This is a genomic window from Pseudomonas sp. BF-B-15 (assembly GCF_019946675.1).
Lineage (GTDB): Bacteria > Pseudomonadota > Gammaproteobacteria > Pseudomonadales > Pseudomonadaceae > Aquipseudomonas > Aquipseudomonas migulae.
The window spans coordinates 1-17367 of record NZ_JAGYFZ010000066.1; the positions used below are offsets into that span (position 1 = coordinate 1).

The 17367-nt window shown below is 58.3% G+C and carries 17 protein-coding genes; 11 read left to right on the forward strand and 6 right to left on the reverse strand.

What is annotated here, in order from left to right; all coding sequences use genetic code 11:
* Positions 1-73: 73 nt before the first annotated feature.
* Positions 74-529, reverse strand: a complete 456-nt coding sequence (locus KGA97_RS19885) for a DUF721 domain-containing protein (RefSeq protein ID WP_008029261.1) — start codon at positions 527-529, stop codon at positions 74-76.
* A gap of 307 nt (positions 530-836) precedes the next feature.
* Here KGA97_RS19885 and secA point away from each other — a divergent pair, with 307 nt between their 5' ends.
* From secA to KGA97_RS19905, 4 genes are all read left to right on the forward strand, one after another.
* Positions 837-3572: a preprotein translocase subunit SecA gene (gene secA, locus KGA97_RS19890; protein WP_032832795.1), complete on the forward strand. Its 2736-nt coding sequence runs from the start codon at positions 837-839 to the stop codon at positions 3570-3572.
* 122 nt (positions 3573-3694) lie between these two features.
* Positions 3695-4912 (forward strand): bifunctional glutamate N-acetyltransferase/amino-acid acetyltransferase ArgJ, encoded by a 1218-nt coding sequence (gene argJ, locus KGA97_RS19895; RefSeq protein WP_008029257.1) that lies wholly within the window; start codon positions 3695-3697, stop codon positions 4910-4912.
* A gap of 136 nt (positions 4913-5048) precedes the next feature.
* Positions 5049-5681 carry a glutathione S-transferase family protein gene (locus KGA97_RS19900; protein ID WP_192417097.1) on the forward strand — a complete coding sequence of 211 codons (633 nt, stop codon included), beginning with the start codon at positions 5049-5051 and terminating at the stop codon, positions 5679-5681.
* On the forward strand, positions 5678-6628 hold the full coding sequence (locus KGA97_RS19905; RefSeq protein ID WP_192417096.1) for a Nudix family hydrolase: 951 nt from the start codon (positions 5678-5680) through the stop codon (positions 6626-6628). The genes KGA97_RS19900 and KGA97_RS19905 overlap by 4 nt, the downstream gene beginning before the upstream one ends.
* 97 nt (positions 6629-6725) lie before the next feature.
* Here the strand turns inward: KGA97_RS19905 and KGA97_RS19910 are convergent, their stop codons facing one another.
* Genes KGA97_RS19910 through KGA97_RS19920 form a run of 3 tightly spaced genes read right to left on the reverse strand, consistent with a single transcriptional unit; the run spans position 6726 to position 10309 of the window.
* Positions 6726-7307, reverse strand: coding sequence for a cob(I)yrinic acid a,c-diamide adenosyltransferase (locus tag KGA97_RS19910; RefSeq protein WP_223481341.1), 582 nt, complete (start codon positions 7305-7307; stop codon positions 6726-6728).
* 2 nt (positions 7308-7309) lie between these two features.
* Positions 7310-9346 carry a sensor histidine kinase gene (locus KGA97_RS19915; RefSeq protein WP_008029248.1) on the reverse strand — a complete coding sequence of 679 codons (2037 nt, stop codon included), beginning with the start codon at positions 9344-9346 and terminating at the stop codon, positions 7310-7312.
* 45 nt (positions 9347-9391) lie between these two features.
* Positions 9392-10309: a putative 2-dehydropantoate 2-reductase gene (locus KGA97_RS19920; protein WP_223481342.1), complete on the reverse strand. Its 918-nt coding sequence runs from the start codon at positions 10307-10309 to the stop codon at positions 9392-9394.
* A gap of 140 nt (positions 10310-10449) precedes the next feature.
* Here KGA97_RS19920 and KGA97_RS19925 point away from each other — a divergent pair, with 140 nt between their 5' ends.
* Positions 10450-10935: a YajQ family cyclic di-GMP-binding protein gene (locus KGA97_RS19925; RefSeq protein WP_007906601.1), complete on the forward strand. Its 486-nt coding sequence runs from the start codon at positions 10450-10452 to the stop codon at positions 10933-10935.
* A gap of 138 nt (positions 10936-11073) precedes the next feature.
* On the forward strand, positions 11074-11916 hold the full coding sequence (locus KGA97_RS19930) for a mechanosensitive ion channel family protein (protein WP_008043325.1): 843 nt from the start codon (positions 11074-11076) through the stop codon (positions 11914-11916).
* 76 nt (positions 11917-11992) lie between these two features.
* On the opposite strand, the gene KGA97_RS19935 is transcribed toward KGA97_RS19930, so the two are convergent.
* Positions 11993-13339 carry an OprD family porin gene (locus tag KGA97_RS19935; RefSeq protein WP_008043324.1) on the reverse strand — a complete coding sequence of 449 codons (1347 nt, stop codon included), beginning with the start codon at positions 13337-13339 and terminating at the stop codon, positions 11993-11995.
* A gap of 915 nt (positions 13340-14254) precedes the next feature.
* Between KGA97_RS19935 and KGA97_RS19940 the strand changes: the two genes are divergently transcribed.
* On the forward strand, positions 14255-14680 hold the full coding sequence (locus tag KGA97_RS19940; RefSeq protein ID WP_008029239.1) for an HIT domain-containing protein: 426 nt from the start codon (positions 14255-14257) through the stop codon (positions 14678-14680).
* Positions 14681-14683: 3 nt separating this feature from the next.
* Positions 14684-14890: a SlyX family protein gene (locus KGA97_RS19945; RefSeq protein WP_008029236.1), complete on the forward strand. Its 207-nt coding sequence runs from the start codon at positions 14684-14686 to the stop codon at positions 14888-14890.
* A gap of 61 nt (positions 14891-14951) precedes the next feature.
* Here KGA97_RS19945 and KGA97_RS29485 read toward each other — a convergent pair whose 3' ends face one another.
* Complete coding sequence (locus KGA97_RS29485) at positions 14952-15554, reverse strand: cold-shock protein (protein WP_008029235.1); 603 nt, start codon at positions 15552-15554, stop codon at positions 14952-14954.
* Between the two features lie 308 nt (positions 15555-15862).
* On the opposite strand from KGA97_RS29485, the gene KGA97_RS19955 reads away from it, so the two are divergent.
* The 3 genes from KGA97_RS19955 (at position 15863) to KGA97_RS19965 (ending at position 17289) form a co-directional block, all read left to right on the forward strand.
* On the forward strand, positions 15863-16333 hold the full coding sequence (locus KGA97_RS19955; protein WP_008029233.1) for a Dps family protein: 471 nt from the start codon (positions 15863-15865) through the stop codon (positions 16331-16333).
* A 259-nt stretch (positions 16334-16592) separates the two neighbouring features.
* Positions 16593-16931 (forward strand): ribbon-helix-helix domain-containing protein, encoded by a 339-nt coding sequence (locus KGA97_RS19960; RefSeq protein ID WP_008043323.1) that lies wholly within the window; start codon positions 16593-16595, stop codon positions 16929-16931.
* 136 nt (positions 16932-17067) lie between these two features.
* Positions 17068-17289 (forward strand): FmdB family zinc ribbon protein, encoded by a 222-nt coding sequence (locus KGA97_RS19965; RefSeq protein WP_223481344.1) that lies wholly within the window; start codon positions 17068-17070, stop codon positions 17287-17289.
* The last annotated feature ends 78 nt before the right edge of the window (positions 17290-17367 follow it).

Genomic DNA, 17367 nt, shown 5'->3' on the forward strand with positions numbered 1-17367 from the left:
AGGCTTGCCCGCGAAGGGGCCCTTGAGGGCGCCCAAAGCTTCGCGGGCAAGCCTCGCTCCTACAGGGGCCGTGTCAGTCTTTTGGTTTGGCGTGAGCGGCCAGTCGTTCGAGGGCAGCCCTGAGATTAGGATCGCTGATCCCCTCAGCCGTAGCCTGGATCGTCGCCCCCGCATCCGTCGACAAACTGATGGTATGCCCGGCCGCTCCTTGCTGAACGGTCGGCGGCTGCACCTTGAACAGAATCCGCGTCAGGCTGGCGAACTCATCAAACATCTGCAACTGCCGTTGCAGACGCTTCTGTTGATAGCGCAGACGCGTTGCCCAATGTCCGTCAGTGACAATCAGCAACAAGCTGCCTTCGCGCCACGACGCCACATGGCAATGTTCGCGCGCAGCGGGCTGCAATTGGCTTTCGAGCAGGCGTTGTAAATGACCCAGGCGTTGAGCATGGCCAAAAATGGCTTTCAGCGGTTTGGCTTCGCGAAGCAGAACGGCGGGTGCTCTGGCCGTAAGAGGGCGAAATGCCATGATCAGACACCTGAAGTAACAGAGCCGCCATGGTAGCAGAAAGCACTGGTTGCACCCGACCCATTGCTTTGCGCGCGCTTTACCCATTAAATCAACAAGTAACTTCTGCCGTCAGTGGCTTGAAGTTCAGCAAAAAGCCCTTATTTTAAGTGAGCCCCGTAACAGCGCAGTGCATGCATCGTGGAACAACGCCACTTTCCTCACCATCGTTTCCGGGTAGAATGCTCGTTCGCATGCGGCCATGAGGGCTGCACGGGCGACTCACGGGGCCGCCCTCCATCCCTTTAGTGTGGAAGATCCTGCCGATATGTTTGCGCCTTTGTTAAAGAAACTTTTTGGAAGCAAGAACGAGCGTGAAGTCAAACGCATGCTCAAGACGGTGCAACTCGTCAATGCCTTCGAAGAGCAAATGGTGGCCCTTTCGGACGATCAATTGCGTGCCAAGACGGATGAGTTCAAGGCCCGCATCGCCAAAGGGGAAACCCTCGACAAGCTGCTGCCAGAAGCCTTTGCGGTCGCCCGCGAAGCCGGCAAGCGCGTCATGGGTATGCGCCACTTCGATGTCCAGCTGATCGGCGGCATGACCTTGCATGAAGGCATGATCGCGGAAATGCGTACCGGTGAAGGCAAGACCCTGGTGGCCACACTGGGCGTTTACCTCAACGCGCTGTCCGGCAAAGGCGTGCACGTTGTTACCGTGAACGACTATCTGGCCCGCCGTGACGCCAACTGGATGCGTCCGCTCTACGAATTCCTCGGCATGACGGTCGGTGTGGTTACACCTTTCCAGCCGCCGGAAGAGAAACGTCAGGCCTACGCCGCCGACATCACCTACGGCACCAACAACGAATTCGGTTTCGACTACCTGCGCGACAACATGGCGTTCAGCATGGAAGAAAAATTCCAGCGCGAACTCAACTTTGCCGTGATCGACGAAGTCGACTCCATCCTCATCGACGAAGCCCGTACCCCGCTGATCATTTCCGGTCAGGCCGAGGACAGCTCGAAGCTGTACATCGAGATCAACAAACTGATCCCGCAGCTGCAATTGCACGTCGAAGAAGTCGAAGGCGAAGTCACCAAGGCCGGCCATTACACCGTCGACGAGAAGACCCGTCAGGTCGAACTCAACGAAGCCGGTCACCAGTTCATCGAAGACATGCTGACCCGCGTCGGCCTGCTGGCTGAAGGCGAGAGCCTGTATTCGGCGCATAACCTGGGCCTGCTGACCCACGTCTATGCCGGCCTGCGTGCGCACAAGCTGTTCAACCGCAACGTTGAATACATCGTGCAGGACGGTCAGGTTGTCCTGGTCGACGAACACACCGGTCGTACCATGCCGGGTCGCCGTTTGTCCGAAGGCCTGCACCAGGCTATCGAAGCCAAGGAAAACCTGAACATCCAGGCCGAAAGCCAGACATTGGCGTCGACCACGTTCCAGAACTACTTCCGTCTGTACAACAAGTTGTCCGGCATGACCGGTACCGCAGACACCGAAGCGTTCGAATTCCACCAGATCTACGGCCTGCAGGTCATGGTGATCCCGCCGAACAAGCCTTTGGCGCGTAAAGACTACAACGACCTGGTGTTCCTGACCGCCGAAGAGAAATACGCGGCGATCATCAACGACATCAAGGAGTGCATGACTCACGGCCGTCCGGTGCTGGTGGGTACTGCAACCATCGAAACTTCCGAGCACATGTCTGCGCTGCTGCAGAAGGAAGGCATCGAGCACAAGGTCCTGAACGCCAAGTTCCACGAAAAAGAAGCCGAAATCATTGCCCAGGCCGGTCGTCCAGGCGCACTGACCATCGCCACCAACATGGCCGGTCGTGGTACCGACATTCTGTTGGGCGGCAACTGGGAAGTGGAAGTCGCGTCTCTGGAAGACCCGACGCCGGAGCAGATTGCCCAGATCAAGGCCGACTGGCAGAAGCGTCACCAGCAAGTGCTGGAGTCGGGTGGCTTGCAGGTGATTGCGTCCGAACGTCACGAATCGCGCCGTATCGACAACCAGTTGCGTGGTCGTGCAGGTCGTCAGGGTGACGCCGGTTCCAGCCGTTTCTACCTGTCGCTGGAAGACAGCCTGATGCGCATCTTCGCCTCTGACCGGGTGAAGAACTTCATGAAAGCATTGGGCATGCAGTCCGGTGAAGCGATCGAGCACCGCATGGTGACCAACGCCATCGAGAAGGCTCAGCGCAAGGTTGAAGGCCGCAACTTCGACATTCGTAAACAACTGCTCGAGTTCGATGACGTCAACAACGAACAGCGTAAAGTGATCTATCACATGCGCAACACGTTGCTGGCCGCCGACAACATCGGTGAAACCATCGCCGACTTCCGTCAGGACGTACTCAACGCTACCGTCAGCGCTCACATTCCACCGCAGTCGCTGCCTGAGCAGTGGGACGTGGCGGGTCTGGAAGCGGCGTTGCAGAGCGACTTCGGTGTGGCGCTGCCGATCCAGCAATGGCTCGACGAAGACGATCACCTGTACGAAGAAACCCTGCGCGAGAAGCTGATGCAGGAGCTGATTGCGGCGTACAACGAGAAAGAAGACCAGGCGGGCGCCGACGCGCTGCGTACCTTCGAGAAGCAAATCGTGCTGCGCGTGCTGGACGACCTGTGGAAAGACCACCTGTCGACCATGGACCACCTGCGTCACGGCATCCACTTGCGTGGCTATGCGCAGAAGAACCCGAAGCAAGAGTACAAGCGCGAGTCGTTCACGCTGTTCTCCGAGTTGCTGGATTCGATCAAGCGCGACTCGATCCGTGTGCTGTCGCACGTTCAGGTCCGCCGCGAAGATCCGATCGAAGAAGAGCAACGCCTGCGCCAGGAAGCCGAAGCACTGGCGGCGCGCATGCAGTTCGAGCACGCTGAAGCACCTGGTCTCGATCAACCGGAACAGCTGGGTGAAGAGCTCGATGTAGCCCTCGCCACCGCACCGGTTCGCAACGAACAGAAGCTGGGCCGTAACGAACTGTGCTACTGCGGTTCGGGCAAGAAGTTCAAGCATTGCCACGGGCAGATCCAGTAAAACCCGTTTCATACGCTGAAATACCCGCGCCGCGACCGGCATCAGCCGTCGCGGCGTTTTGCCATTTACACCACCGTTCTTCCTGAAAGCGGTGCAGACATCATTTATTAAGGAGCGCATTCATGGCTGTTGGTCTTGGTCCTTTGCCAACGTTGCACCCGGTTGCCGGTTTTGAACTCGGTATCGCCTCGGCCGGCATCAAGCGTCCTGGACGCAAGGATGTCGTGGTCATGCGCTGCGCCGAAGGTTCCACCGTGGCAGGCGTGTTTACCCTGAACGCCTTTTGCGCCGCTCCGGTGATCCTGGCCAAGCAGCGTGTGCAAGGTCCGGTGCGTTACCTGCTGACCAACACCGGCAACGCCAACGCCGGCACCGGCGAACCGGGTCTGGCGGCCGCCGAGCGCACCTGCGCGAAACTGGCTGAGCTGACTGGCGTCGATGCCAGCCTGGTGCTGCCGTACTCCACCGGTGTGATCGGCGAACCGCTGCCGGTCGAGAAAATCGAAGGCGCGCTGCAAGCCGCTCTCGACGACCTGTCGGTGAACAACTGGGAAGCTGCCGCCACCGGCATCATGACCACCGATACCCTGCCGAAGGGCGCCAGTCGCCAGTTCCAGCATGACGGCGTGACCATCACCGTTACCGGCATCAGCAAAGGCGCGGGCATGATCCGTCCGAACATGGCGACCATGCTCGGCTACATCGCCACCGACGCCAAAGTCTCCCGCGACGTGTTGCAAAACCTGTTGCTGGACGGCGCCAACAAGTCGTTCAACCGCATCACCATCGACGGCGACACCTCGACCAACGACTGCTGCATGCTGATCGCTACCGGTCAGGCGGCACTGCCGGAAATCACCTCCGCCAGTGGTGAACTGTTCGCCAAGCTGAAACAGGCTGTGTTCGAAGTGTGCATGGACGTGGCCCAGGCCATCGTGCGTGACGGCGAAGGCGCGACCAAGTTCGTCACCGTTGAAGTCAACGGCGGCGGCAATCACCAGGAATGCCTGGACGTTGGCTACACCGTGGCGCACTCGCCGCTGATCAAGACCGCGCTGTTCGCATCCGACCCGAACTGGGGCCGCATCCTGGCTGCCGTTGGCCGTGCCGGCGTACCAAACCTGGACGTGAGCAAGATCGACGTGTTCCTCGGCGAAGTCTGCATCGCCAGCCGTGGTGCCCGCGCATCGACCTACACCGAAGCCCAGGGCGCAGCGGTGATGCAGCAGGAAGAAATCACCATCCGTATCGAACTGGGTCGCGGCGATTGCAGCGAAACCATCTGGACCACGGACCTGTCCCACGAATACGTGAAGATCAACGCCGAGTACCGTACGTAAGACAGATCGCTTTCGCGGGCAAGCCTCGCTCCTACAAGGATCGCGCAATCCCTGTAGGAGCGAGGCTTGCCCGCGAAGAGGTCCGATCAGACACCAAAGATTCTGGCCTGTCCCCCCTCATCAAAAGGTCCCGAACATGAGCCTCCACCTGATCATCGGCGACAAATTGCATTCCTCCTGGTCCCTGCGCGGCGCCCTGGCCCTTGACCTGGCCGGCGCCCCGTACACCGAAGAATTGATCAAACTGAACCAGCCGGACACTCGCGAGCAGTTGCTCAAGCATTCGCCGACCGCCAAAGTCCCGTTGCTGAAAACCGAGCACGGCACCATCGCCGATTCCCTGGCGATTGCCGAGTACCTGGCCGAACAATTCCCTGATGCCGGCCTCTGGCCCAAAGACGTCGCGGCCCGCGCCCAGGCACGTTCGGCCTGTGCACAAATGCACGCCGGCTTCTTCGCCATGCGCGGCAACATGCCGTTTGACCTGAGCCGCGACGCACCTTTGTCGCCGGTCCCGGCTGACGTCCAGGCGGACATCGAACGCATGCTGGCGTTGTGGGCCGAGTGCCGCGCAGCCGCGACCGAAACCGGTCCATACCTGTTTGGCCGCGCGACCCTGGCCGATGCGTTCTTCGCACCCATTGCCGTGCGCCTTCGCACCTACCAGGTGAAATTGCCGGTGGCGGACGAGGCCTACGTCGAAACGATCTACCAATGGCCAGCCTTCAAGGCCTGGCAAAAGGCGGGTCTGGAGGAGGTCGGGCAGTGAAACGAGTACACGTAGCCGCCGCGGTTATCCGCGAGAGCAGCGGCAAGATCCTTATCGCCCGGCGCGCCGACACTCAGCATCAGGGCGGTCTTTGGGAATTCCCGGGTGGCAAGGTCGAGGCCGACGAGTCCGTGGAAACTGCGCTGGCCCGTGAGCTTCATGAAGAGTTGGGAATTGTGGTCAATGCCGCGCGACCGCTGATAAAGGTCCGCCATGACTACCCGGACAAACAAGTATTGCTGGATGTCTGGGAGGTCTCGGACTTTTCCGGCGAACCTCACGGTGCCGAAGGCCAGCCTTTGGAATGGGTGGCGCCGCGTGATCTGCCGGGCTATGAGTTTCCGGCCGCCAACCAGCCAATCGTTGCGGCGGCGCGATTGCCTGCGGCTTACCTGATTACGCCTGAAGATCTGGAAACCCCTGCGCTGCTGCGCGGTATTCAGAAAGCCATCGCCAACGGCATCAAGTTGATCCAGCTGCGGGCGCCCAACGGCTACGACCCGAAATACCGCGATCTGGCGGTGGACGCGGCCGGGCTGTGTGCCGGCAAGGCGCAGTTGATGATCAAGGGGCCGTTCGAATGGTTGGGCGATTTCCCGTCGGCCGGTTGGCACATCACCTCGGCACAGCTGCGCAAATACGCAGCGGCCGGTCGTCCGCTGCCGGCGTCGCGCTGGTTGGCGGCGTCCTGCCATAACGCCGAGGAACTGGCGCTGGCCGAGCAGATGGGCGTGGACTTTGTGACCCTGTCGCCGGTGCAGCCGACCCTGACGCATCCGGGGGCTCAGCCGCTGGGTTGGGAGCAGGCTGCAACGTTGATCGAAGGTTTCAGCAAGCCGGTGTTCTTGCTCGGTGGTGTTGGACCGGCGCAAGTTGATCAGGCTTGGGCGGCAGGCGCCCAAGGTGTGGCGGGGATCCGGGCGTTCTGGCCGGATTCTTTGGTGTAGCTGCCGGCCTATTCGCGGGCAAGCCTCGCTCCTACAGGGATATGCATTCTTCAGTAGGAGCGAGGCTTGCCCGCGAAGGCGTCCTTAAGAGTGCCGCTTAAACCCCGGGTTTCGCAGCAGGCTGCCACAAAATCTCCGCAACCCCCTGGCGCCTGGCAATCACCCGCGCCACCACAAACAACAGATCCGACAACCGATTGATGTACGCCAGGCCAACCCCGGCCAACGGTTCAAGCGCATTCAAATGCTGACACCGGCGCTCGGCACTGCGCGCCAGGCTTCGGCACACATGCGCTTGCGCAATCAGTGCCGAACCGCCCGGCAGAATGAAATTCTCCAGGGGCCCCAGCTCTTCATTCCACACATCGATCGCCGCTTCCAGGCGTTCGATTTCTGCCGCCTTCAACGCCTGATATTCCGGCATGGCCAGTTCGCCACCGAGATCGAACAACCGATGCTGGCAAGGCGCCAAAACCTCGATCACTTCGTTTAATCCGGGAAACTTTTCACGTTCCGCTTCGAGCCCGGCCAACAGCACGCCGACCTGGCTGTTCAATGAATCGACTTCGCCAATGGCTTCGATCCGCGGGTGGTCCTTGGGCACGCGGCGGCCGTCGCCCAGCCCCGTTTCGCCTTTGTCGCCGGTGCGGGTGTAGATCTTCGACAAGCGAAAGCCCATGGTTACCTCGAAAGCTGATTGAGTTCTTGAGAAACGAGCGGGGTGCTCGTCAACGGCAGGCGCAAGGTGAAACACGTGCCCTGGCCCAGGGTCGATTGCACTTCCATCTGACCCTTGTGGTTGTTGGTGATGATGAAATACGAAACCGACAAGCCAAGCCCGGTGCCCTGACCGATTTCCTTGGTGGTGAAGAAGGGTTCGAAGGTGCGTTTGCGCACGCTCTCACTCATGCCGATGCCATTGTCCTCGACCTGAATTTCCGCCCACGGCGGATTGAGTCGGGTCCGCAGGATGATCCGTCCCGGCTCGCAGCCGTCCTCGCGCTGGTGAATGGCTTGCGCAGCGTTTTTCAGCAGGTTGAGCAGCACCTGCTCAAGTTCGTTGGCGGTGCCGGGCACGGGACCCAGAGCGGGGTCGAACTGACGAATGATCGCCTGACCCTTGAAGTCAAAGCCAATTGCCAGGTCAAAGTCGTTGCCGGCGATTTCCACGGCTTGATCGATCAGCGCCGGCAAATCGCACGGCGCCATTTGCCGGGTGCTGCGGCGGCTGAAGCTGAGCATGTGGGTGACGATTTTCGCCGCCCGGGCGCCCGCCTGTTGAATGCCGTCGAGCAGCTGCGGCACCTCACGTACTTTCAGGTACTCGTTGACCGTATCCAGCTCAACGCCGACTTGTTCGGCCTGTTCGAGGTTTTTTGGCAAGTCCGGGGACAGGCGTCGACGAATGTTCTGCACGTTGTGCAGGATCGCGCCAAGCGGGTTGTTGATTTCGTGGGCCATGCCGGCGGCGAGGCCGCCAACCGAGAGCATTTTTTCCGACTGCACCATCATTTCCTCCAGCGACAGGCGCTGGGTGATGTCGTCGATGCGGATCACCACACCACGACCGGCACCGCCCATCAGCGGGTAAAAGGTCAGGGCGTAATGCTTGGGTTCATCGTCCTTGAGCCAGGTCACGCGCTCGATCTTCGCGACCGTGTGCTGCTCGACGGTTTGCTTGAGCTGCGGCAGAAACGGTTTGAGCGGTTCGAACGCAAGGAAGATCGGCTGATTCAGCGCTTCATCCAGGCGTGTGCCGGAGAGGGCGCTGGCCTCCTGATTCCACTGCGTCACGTAGAGCTGCTCGTCGAGGGCGATCAGCGCCGACGGCATGGAGTCGATGATGCTGTTGAGGTAATTCTGGAACCCGGTGAGTTTCTTCTCGATCTTGCTGCGCACCTGGACCTCGAGTTCCAGTTTGCGGTTGGTGTGGCGGGTTTCTTCGGCCAGGCCCTGGGCCTGATCGTAAGCGGCCTGGGATTCGTCCCGTGCCCGTTTGAGTTGCTGCTCCCGTGCCTCGATACGCGAGAGCATGGTGTTGAACGCCTCGGCCAGGCTGCCGATTTCGTCATGGTTGCCGCGTGAGGCGCGCAGGGCGTAGTTCTCCTCCCGGGTCACTTGCCGCGACAGCTCTTCGAGTTGATGGATCGGCCGGGTAATCAGGCGTTTGATCTGCCGGGCGATCACCAGCCATAACAGTACGCTGAAGATCAGAATGCCGAGGCTGGCCGTCAGGGTCCCGGTGTAGAAGGCCATCGGCAGTTCGCTGCTGGCGACCAGCAGCAGATGGCCGGGCGCGGTGCCGGGGCGGGGCAGGGTGATCACTTGGTTGCTGCGAAATTCGGTGGCTTGCCAGGATTCGATGTGGCGGTAACGCTCGGGCAGGCCCAAATGATCGCCACGTTGCAACTGCGCCAGCCTTTCGCCCTTGCCGTCATACAGGGCTGCCGCGCGCAGCGGTGAATAGCTGTTGAGCTCATTGAGCAGTCGCTCGGCATTTTGTGGTGACTGCAGCGCTTCAGCCACCAGGCTGGGGTTGGACACCAGTCGGCCGATGGTCTGCAAGGCCTGGGGCGCCATGCTTTCCTGGGAAATGTAGTACGCGGCGCTGATAAAGGTCAGGTTGGCGACCAGCAAAACGGTGGTCAACAGCACCAGCAGGGCGGCCAGCAGTTTCTGGCCGACGGGAAGGTTTTCAAGGCGCTGGCGCAATGGCATCAGGTTTATCGCTGAAAAGGAACAAGTGGCCAGCGTAGCCGCTGCTCAGTCGCTGGGCAATCCAAGGCTGTGCAGATGGGCGATCAAGCGTGATTCAAGCTGATTGAGGTGCGGCAGGTTCAGTTGGTGTCGCGAAGCCACTTTGCAGACATAGCCCAACAGGTAGCTGATTTCGGTACGGCGTTGATTCGCAACGTCCTGATACATCGACGAGAAATTGGCTGCAGTGGCGTGAATCACCCGTTCCACTTCCGGCTGGAGGTTTTCGGCGGCGGCCGGCTGGCCACAGCGTTCAAGCAGCTCGGTCAGTTCGCCGCAGAGGGTTGCGACTTCGCAATGGTGGTCCTGCAAGCCGCCATTGCGGCAATCGTGCAACACCGTCAGTGGATTGATCGCGCAGTTGAGTGCCAGTTTCCGCCAAAGCCGGGTCAGAATGTCGGTGCTCCATTCGTGGGGAATCCCGGCGGCGCTCACGTCATCCAGCCAGATCGGCGCCACGGGATGACCGGCATCCCCCAGCCAGGTGTAACCGTGACCGGCGAATACCACGCGCCAGTCACCGTCGCGATATGCGCCTTCGGTGCTCGAAGCAAAAATGCAGCGCGCTTGCGGCACCTGCGCCGCAACGGCGTCCTGACTGCCAAGGCCGTTCTGCAACAGGATCAATTCGGCGCCGGACGCGAGGCGCGGCGCCAGTCGGGCCACGGCTTGCTCGGCATCGTAGGCTTTGCAGGCCACCAGCAGGCGATTGATCGGCTCATCGCTGTCGGTAGTTTCGCCGGGGATGGCATACGTTGTTGCTTCGCCGTGCTCCACCAGCGTCAAGCCGCCCGCAGCCTGATAAGCCTGCAAGCGCGGCGCATCCCGCACGATCAGCCGGACCGGCACCCCGGCCCGCGCCAGACGCGTGGCCCATAAAGTGCCGAGGCTGCCGGCGCCCAGAACATGCCAGGTGGTGGACATCAGCTTTTTGCTCTGTTTGAGGCGTGCATCGGACGCTCGCAGTGAATGATGGGAAAGACCCGTTATAATCAGCGCGGATTTTAACCGCAAGCCAGGCGTGCTCCATCTTGATCGAGCGCGCCCTTTATTGGAGAGATTACATGCCGTCGTTCGACGTGGTATCCGAACTGGACAAACACGAAGTCACCAACGCGGTCGAGAACGCCGTCAAGGAACTCGATCGTCGTTATGACCTGAAAGGCAAGGGCACCTTCGAGTTCAAGGAAAAGGACCTGACCGTCAACCTGACCGCTGAAGCCGATTTCCAGCTCGAAGCAATGATTGAGATCCTCAAGCTGGCGCTGGTCAAGCGCAAGATCGACGTGCAGTGCCTTGAAGTCAAGGATGCCTATGCGTCGGGCAAGCTGATGAAGCAGGAAGCCGTTCTCAAGGAAGGCATCGACAAAGAGCTGGCGAAGAAAATCGTCGCTCACGTCAAGGACGCCAAGCTCAAGGTGCAGGCCGCCATTCAGGGCGAGCAGGTGCGCATTACCGGCAAGAAACGTGACGATCTGCAGGAAGCTATCGCAGCCCTGCGCGCCAAGACGTTCGACATGCCGTTGCAGTTCAACAACTTCCGCGACTGATTTCTCAGGCGGGAACCTCTCGGCGTTTTCGGCGTCCGAGGCCCAAGCAGCGGCAGAAAGGCTGCCCCCGAACGGGAGCAGCCTTTCTGCCGCTTATTTTTTTCGCGTGCCGTGTGGCCGGAAATCAGGAGAATGTAGATGGACTTGAATGCTGAAGTGGACAACCTGGTCAAGGCGTCCCAAGCCTGGATTCCGATGATCATGGAATACGGCAGTCGGGTGCTGCTGGCGATCATCACCCTGGCCATCGGCTGGTGGTTGATCAACAAAGTGACGCAGAAACTGGGCGGCCTGATCGCGTTGCGTAACGCTGACCTGGCGCTGCAAGGCTTCATCAGCAGCCTGGCGAACATTATTCTGAAGATCTTGCTGATCGTCAGCGTGGCGTCGATGATCGGTGTCGAAACCACCTCCTTCGTTGCTGCAATCGGTGCGGCCGGTCTGGCCATCGGTCTGGCGTTGCAGGGCAGCCTGGCGAACTTCGCCGGTGGCGTGCTGATTCTGTTGTTCCGTCCGTTCCGTATTGGTGACTGGATCGAAGCTCAAGGTGTTGCCGGTACGGTCGACAGCATTCAGATTTTCCACACCGTACTGCGCACTGGCGATAACAAGACCATCATCGTCCCGAACGGCAACTTGTCGAACGGCATTATCACCAACACTAACCGTCAACCCACCCGCAAGGTTGTGTTTGATGTGGGCGTGGATTACGAAGCGGACTTGCAGAAAGCCCGTGAAGTATTGCTGGATCTGGCCAAGGATGATCGCATCCTGGCTGAGCCGGCTCCGCAAGCTGTCATTTCTACCCTGGGCGACAGTTCGATCACTGTTTCCCTGCGAGTGTGGGTGAAGACGGCGGATTATTGGGATGTGATGTTCATGTTTAACGAACAGTCCCGTGACCGGTTGAAAACGGCCGGTATCGATATCCCGTTTCCACAGCGGGTGATTCGTGTGGTGCAGGAATCTGCGGTGCAGTAAGCAACACGCAGGCAACAAAAAGGCCCATCCGAAGATGGGCCTTTTTTATTTGTTACCGCAAACTAACTGGATGCGATTACAAAATCGACAGTGGGTAGTCGACGATCACACGGAACTCTTTCACGTCGCCTTCACCTTCGTCGGCGTTAGCAAAGTGCCAAGCTTGACGGAAGCGAACGGACAGATCTTTTGCCGGGCCAGACTGAACAACGTACTTGGCTTCGAAGTTGGTTTCGTTGTGCTTGCCATCTTCACCGTACAGGCCGGTGTAAGCGCTGCCTGCTGGGGTGTTGGTACCGTCGATGTCCCAACCTTTCACGTAACGGGTCATGAAGCTCAGACCTGGAACGCCGTACTCAGCCATTTTCAGATCGTAACGGATCTGGGCAGACTTCTCGCCAGGGGCGTTGAAGTCAGAGTACTGGATGGAGTTGGCGAGGAAGATCGAGTCGCCACCGCGGTTGTTCTTGCCGATACCGACGTAGTCGAACGGGGTATCGCCATTAACCTTTTGGAAGGCCAGGGTGATGGTGTGCGCTTTCAGGAACGAGAGAGCAGTTGCCAGCGAGAATGCGGTGTTGCTGATGTCACCAGCTTTCGAATCACCGGTATCGGTGGTGCGATAGATGTTGAAGTCAGTGTTCAGCGACGTGTCACCACCAAATGGAGTGGTGAGGTTCACGTTGGCGTAGTACTGGTTCCAGATGTCTTCCAGCTGGGCGCCATACAGCGATGCGGACAGGTTGTCGGTAATGCCGTACTTGCCACCGAAGTAGTCCATGCTTTTGGCTTTCACGCCAGCATAGTTTGCAAACAGGTCGCCGTCGCGGGAGTTTTTGTCCTGGCTGGAACCCGAGTAGAAGTGGCCGGCTTCGAGGTCAAGGTCTTTGACTTCGCTGCTCTGCAGTTGGATACCGCTGGCAACTTGAGGAAGGATACGGGAACCGCCAACAGCAAACACTGGAGCAGTGCTTGGCGACATGTCGCCGATTTTCAGCTCGGTTTTGGAAACGCGGAATTTAATGGCCGCGCCTGCTTTACCCTGGCTGTCGTTGACGTTGCGGCCACCGTTGGCGTTTACAACGTCGCTACGGCTCATGTTGCCCGAACCGGAAGTGCCATCGCCGCCATCCAGTTTGATGGCCAGGTAACCGAATGCATCAACACCAACGCCGACAGTACCTTGGGTGTAGCCGGAGTTGTAGGTGCCCCAGAGACCTTGGGTCCAGTCTTTGACGTCGCGGGCGCCGTCTTTGTTGTCACGGTTGAAGTAGTAGTTGCGGACCAGCAAGTTCAACGAGCTGTCTTCAACAAAACCTTTGGCTTCAGCCTGGTCACTTACGAAAGGTGCGGCCGTAGCCACTTGAGTACTGGCTGCTGCTGCAACTGCCAGTGCGATCATGCTCCACTTCATCACGCGCATCGTGATTTGCTCCTTTGGTTTTAGAAGAGTACTGCCGTCCCACCTGTTTTATTATCTGGGCGGCTCTTTCTTTTTGTGTCGGCGCAAACTTATATCACGCCGACCATGTTGGCGATACTTGCGTATCTATCCTTTCAGCTTCTTTACGACCCCGTCGCAAACAGCTTGGTAGATGTCGCAAATTTACAGCCCCAATGCAACCGGAATACAACGTCATCGCTGTTTTCCAAGGCGTGAGCATCGGTAAAAAGAGTCCCTGGTGAAACGTTTGAATCTCCATCGGGCAACCCTGCCACTGTTTTTATTTGCCTGAAGGCTTCCACTTCCAGTGGTTGCATTGCAGGCGATGTGAGTGTGAATGCAACAAGCGTGCACAAATCAGAAAACTGCTGTTTTTTTTTCTGAACGCCTGCGTGTTACCGTAAAAACCTCATAAAACCGGGGGTTACAAGCACCTTTTAATGGGGCTTGACGCCACGGTTTGCATCGTGTTGCGCCCTCCTGGCCGACTGCGTGACAAACAAAAACGTTACCGGTTCACCCCGCCAGTGGGTAATTGGCGGATACCCGACGCACTCAGCGTAGACGCACTGTGCGGTTTTGGTGCAAAAAATTTTAATCGCTGTACTGAATTCATACAGCATGACTGCTGAGTGATTGCGAACAGGTCGTTGTCTGTCAGTCATTTCAGCGTTTTTTGCATGATCATCGGTTCTGTAATGGTGCACCCTTGCGAAAAATGTCTCATGTCGGGGCGCGCATTCTGCAGGTCGCTCGAATTTCGATGGGCCTTCGGCCGTGGTTCGTCGTGAAGGCGGTGGTGTTCACAGGTATGCTGCCGTCCTGTCGCTTGGTGCGTCGTCCTGCGTGGAGGGGCGCTAAGCTGAAAATGATGACTAGACGGGAGTGCGCGCAGTGTTCGCTTTAGATCCACGACTTCAACAAGACACGTTACCGATCGGGGATTTCCCGCTCAGCCGGTTGCTGTTGTCCAATGATTCGAACTACCCGTGGTTCATCCTGGTACCTCGTCGCGACGATATCAGCGAGATATTTCAGTTGGATGTCGCTGATCAGGTGCAGCTCTGGAAGGAAACGACTGCGCTGGCGGAAATGCTCAAGGATTCGTTCGACGCGGATAAATTGAACGTCGCGGCCCTGGGTAACGTCGTCAGTCAGTTACACATGCATGTGATTGTGCGCAAGCGTGAGGATGCCGCCTGGCCAGCCCCGGTCTGGGGCAAGCACCCGGCGAAGCCTTACAGTGCAGAGCAGATCGCGGTGATTCGCGAGCGGCTGCGCCTGGTGTTGACCGATGATTTTACGTTTCTGGAGGGTTGAATCATGAGCCTGGAAGAACGCGTTACCGATCTGGAGAGCCAGCTGGCCTTTCAGGATGACACCATCCAGGCATTGAGCGATGTGCTGGCGACGCAGCAGCGTGCTGTTGAGCGTCTGCAACTGCAAATGGCGGCCTTGCTCAAGCGCCAGGAGGAAATGGCCGGCCAGTTCGAAACGTTCGAAGAAGAAGCACCACCGCCGCATTACTGAACATGCAGGCGTAAAAAAACCGCGAGCAGCCTGGCTGTTCGCGGTTTTTTTTAGCCTTGAATCAGCGTCGCGGAAGAGCGGCGATCACGTCTTCGGCTTGCAGGCCCTTGTCACGATTCATGACGGAGAACTCCACGCGCTGGCCTTCGACCAGGACGCGATGACCCTCGCCACGAATGGCCCGGAAATGCACGAAAATATCATCGCCGGAATCACGGGAAATAAACCCGAAGCCTTTGGAAGTGTTGAACCACTTCACGGTGCCGGTATCGCGGTTGGTCATGTCATAGCTTGGCGAAGCGGTGGCCGGTGAAGATTTGTAGAAGCTGATGGCCAGATGAAGAAGCACGGCGATCAGGGCCGCCACCAGGCTGAACAGTACGGCAGGTTGACCGGCGATGACAGGCATCGGCGCGAGCAGCGTCAGGGTTTGCAATACGACAGTCAGAACCAGCAGGGCGCTGACCAGGTTTTGCAGTTGATGACGCGGGCCTTTGTTCCAGTAAGGGATTACAGGTGCGAGGGTAAGGTTGAGCAGGCCGAAAAAGGCCAGGTAAAGCGCATCGGGTTGTTGCAGGTAAGGAACAGCTTCGGATCGCAGGCTAGGGATGAAGGACAGCAGCAGGGCCGCTGCGCCCATTAGCAGGTGGACGATTTTCAACATTTTGATTAACTCACGTTAAGACGGATCACAAGGAAGAGCTGATAGAGCACGGTTCGCTTCAGAACAATAAGAGGCGTTGAGCACGTACTCGTTATCAGCCTATGCGCAACGCCCGGAAAAATAGGGCTTTGCGACACACTGCCTATTTAACAGCAAAGCTTGCGGCTACTCAAATCAGGGAGTCCGGCGGTGCATCGGGGGCGATATGTCGCAGGGAGCGGGGGCATTCCCGCCTGCGGTGTGGCGACAGGCTTGCTAGAGTGGTCCTGCACCTGTCGGATGAATTTGATCACCTTTAGGGGAAAAGCATGGCAATCGATATCGGTATCAGTGAAGAGGATCGCAAGTCCATCGTCGACGGACTTTCGCGTCTGCTGTCGGACACTTATGTACTTTATTTGAAAACCCATAACTTCCACTGGAATGTCACCGGTCCCATGTTTCGGACCCTGCACCTGATGTTCGAGGAGCAATATAACGAGTTGGCCCTGGCGGTCGATTCGATTGCCGAGCGCATTCGCGCGCTGGGCTTTCCTGCTCCGGGTGCCTATTCCATTTATGCGCGCCTTTCTTCTATCAAGGAGGAGCCGGGCGTGCCCAGCGCTGAAGGCATGATCAAACAACTGGTCGAAGGGCAGGAGGCCGTCACGCGTACGGCGCGGGGGATCTTTCCCCTGCTCGACAAGGTCAGCGACGAGCCCACGGCGGATTTGCTGACCCAACGTATGCAGGTTCACGAGAAAACCGCATGGATGTTGCGCGCTTTGCTGGATGAGTAACGCGTTCAGTGCGCGGATGGTGCCTTGCAGGCGTTGTCCGCGCGCTGTCGTTTCGGCCTCTCTTCGTTGAATGATCTTACGTCAGTATGTGTAGGAAATTGTCCGGACTAGGACGGTCTCCATGATCCGCCTTCAGTTGTTGGCTTATCCTACGTGGATGGTCAAAAAGTCATCTGGATATAACTTTGCGCCTGCGCTTTTATAAGAATCACAGCATGACTCTTATAAGAACCAGGGATGGCAAAGGAGTGTCAACGGTATGGTTTATGAAGACAGGCGAAGCGATGGGAGGAACGGTTCATTCAAGGATGTAAGGATCGATCCGTTTGTCAGTGAGTTCGATATGGGCCTGGCCCAGCCATTATCCCGATCCGTACGCTTGAATGGCTTTGCCACCTGCTTGCGGCTTGAGCAGGTGTATTGGGATATTTTGGGGGAAATGGCCAGGATCAATTGCTGTTCGGTCAGTGCGTTGTTGTCTCACGTGGATCGAGAAGTGCATTTGCGTCACGGCGGGGTCAAGAATTTCAGCGGGCTGGTGCGGGTTGTCTGCGTTGTGCACAGCCTGAAGGAAGGGAGTTGCGTCGTCATGGCCTAGTCGTGATGGCGGAATGCATCGTGTGTCAGTCTGTGCAGTCTTACGGCTGCACAGGCTGCATTTAATGGATATAATCCCGCTCTTTGCCGCAAAACCCAGCGTGCGCGGTAGCAATCTGATCGCCGAGACAACCCCCATGCCGATGTACGACTATCAATGTGCTTCCTGTGGTCATCAGTTGGAAGCCATTCAAAAGATCAGCGCAACACCGCTGGTCGACTGCCCTGCCTGCCAGGCGCCAGAGCTCAAGAAGATGCTGTCCATGCCGGGCTTCCGCCTTAGCGGCACCGGCTGGTACGAAACCGATTTCAAGACCGGTTCCAAGAAGAACCTGGCCGGCGGCGATAAAGCCGACTAGGGTCTGGAACCTGAGTTGAACGACACGTGCGAGCTCTTGCACCATCCCGTGTGCAAGGCCTCTAACCGAATTTCGAAT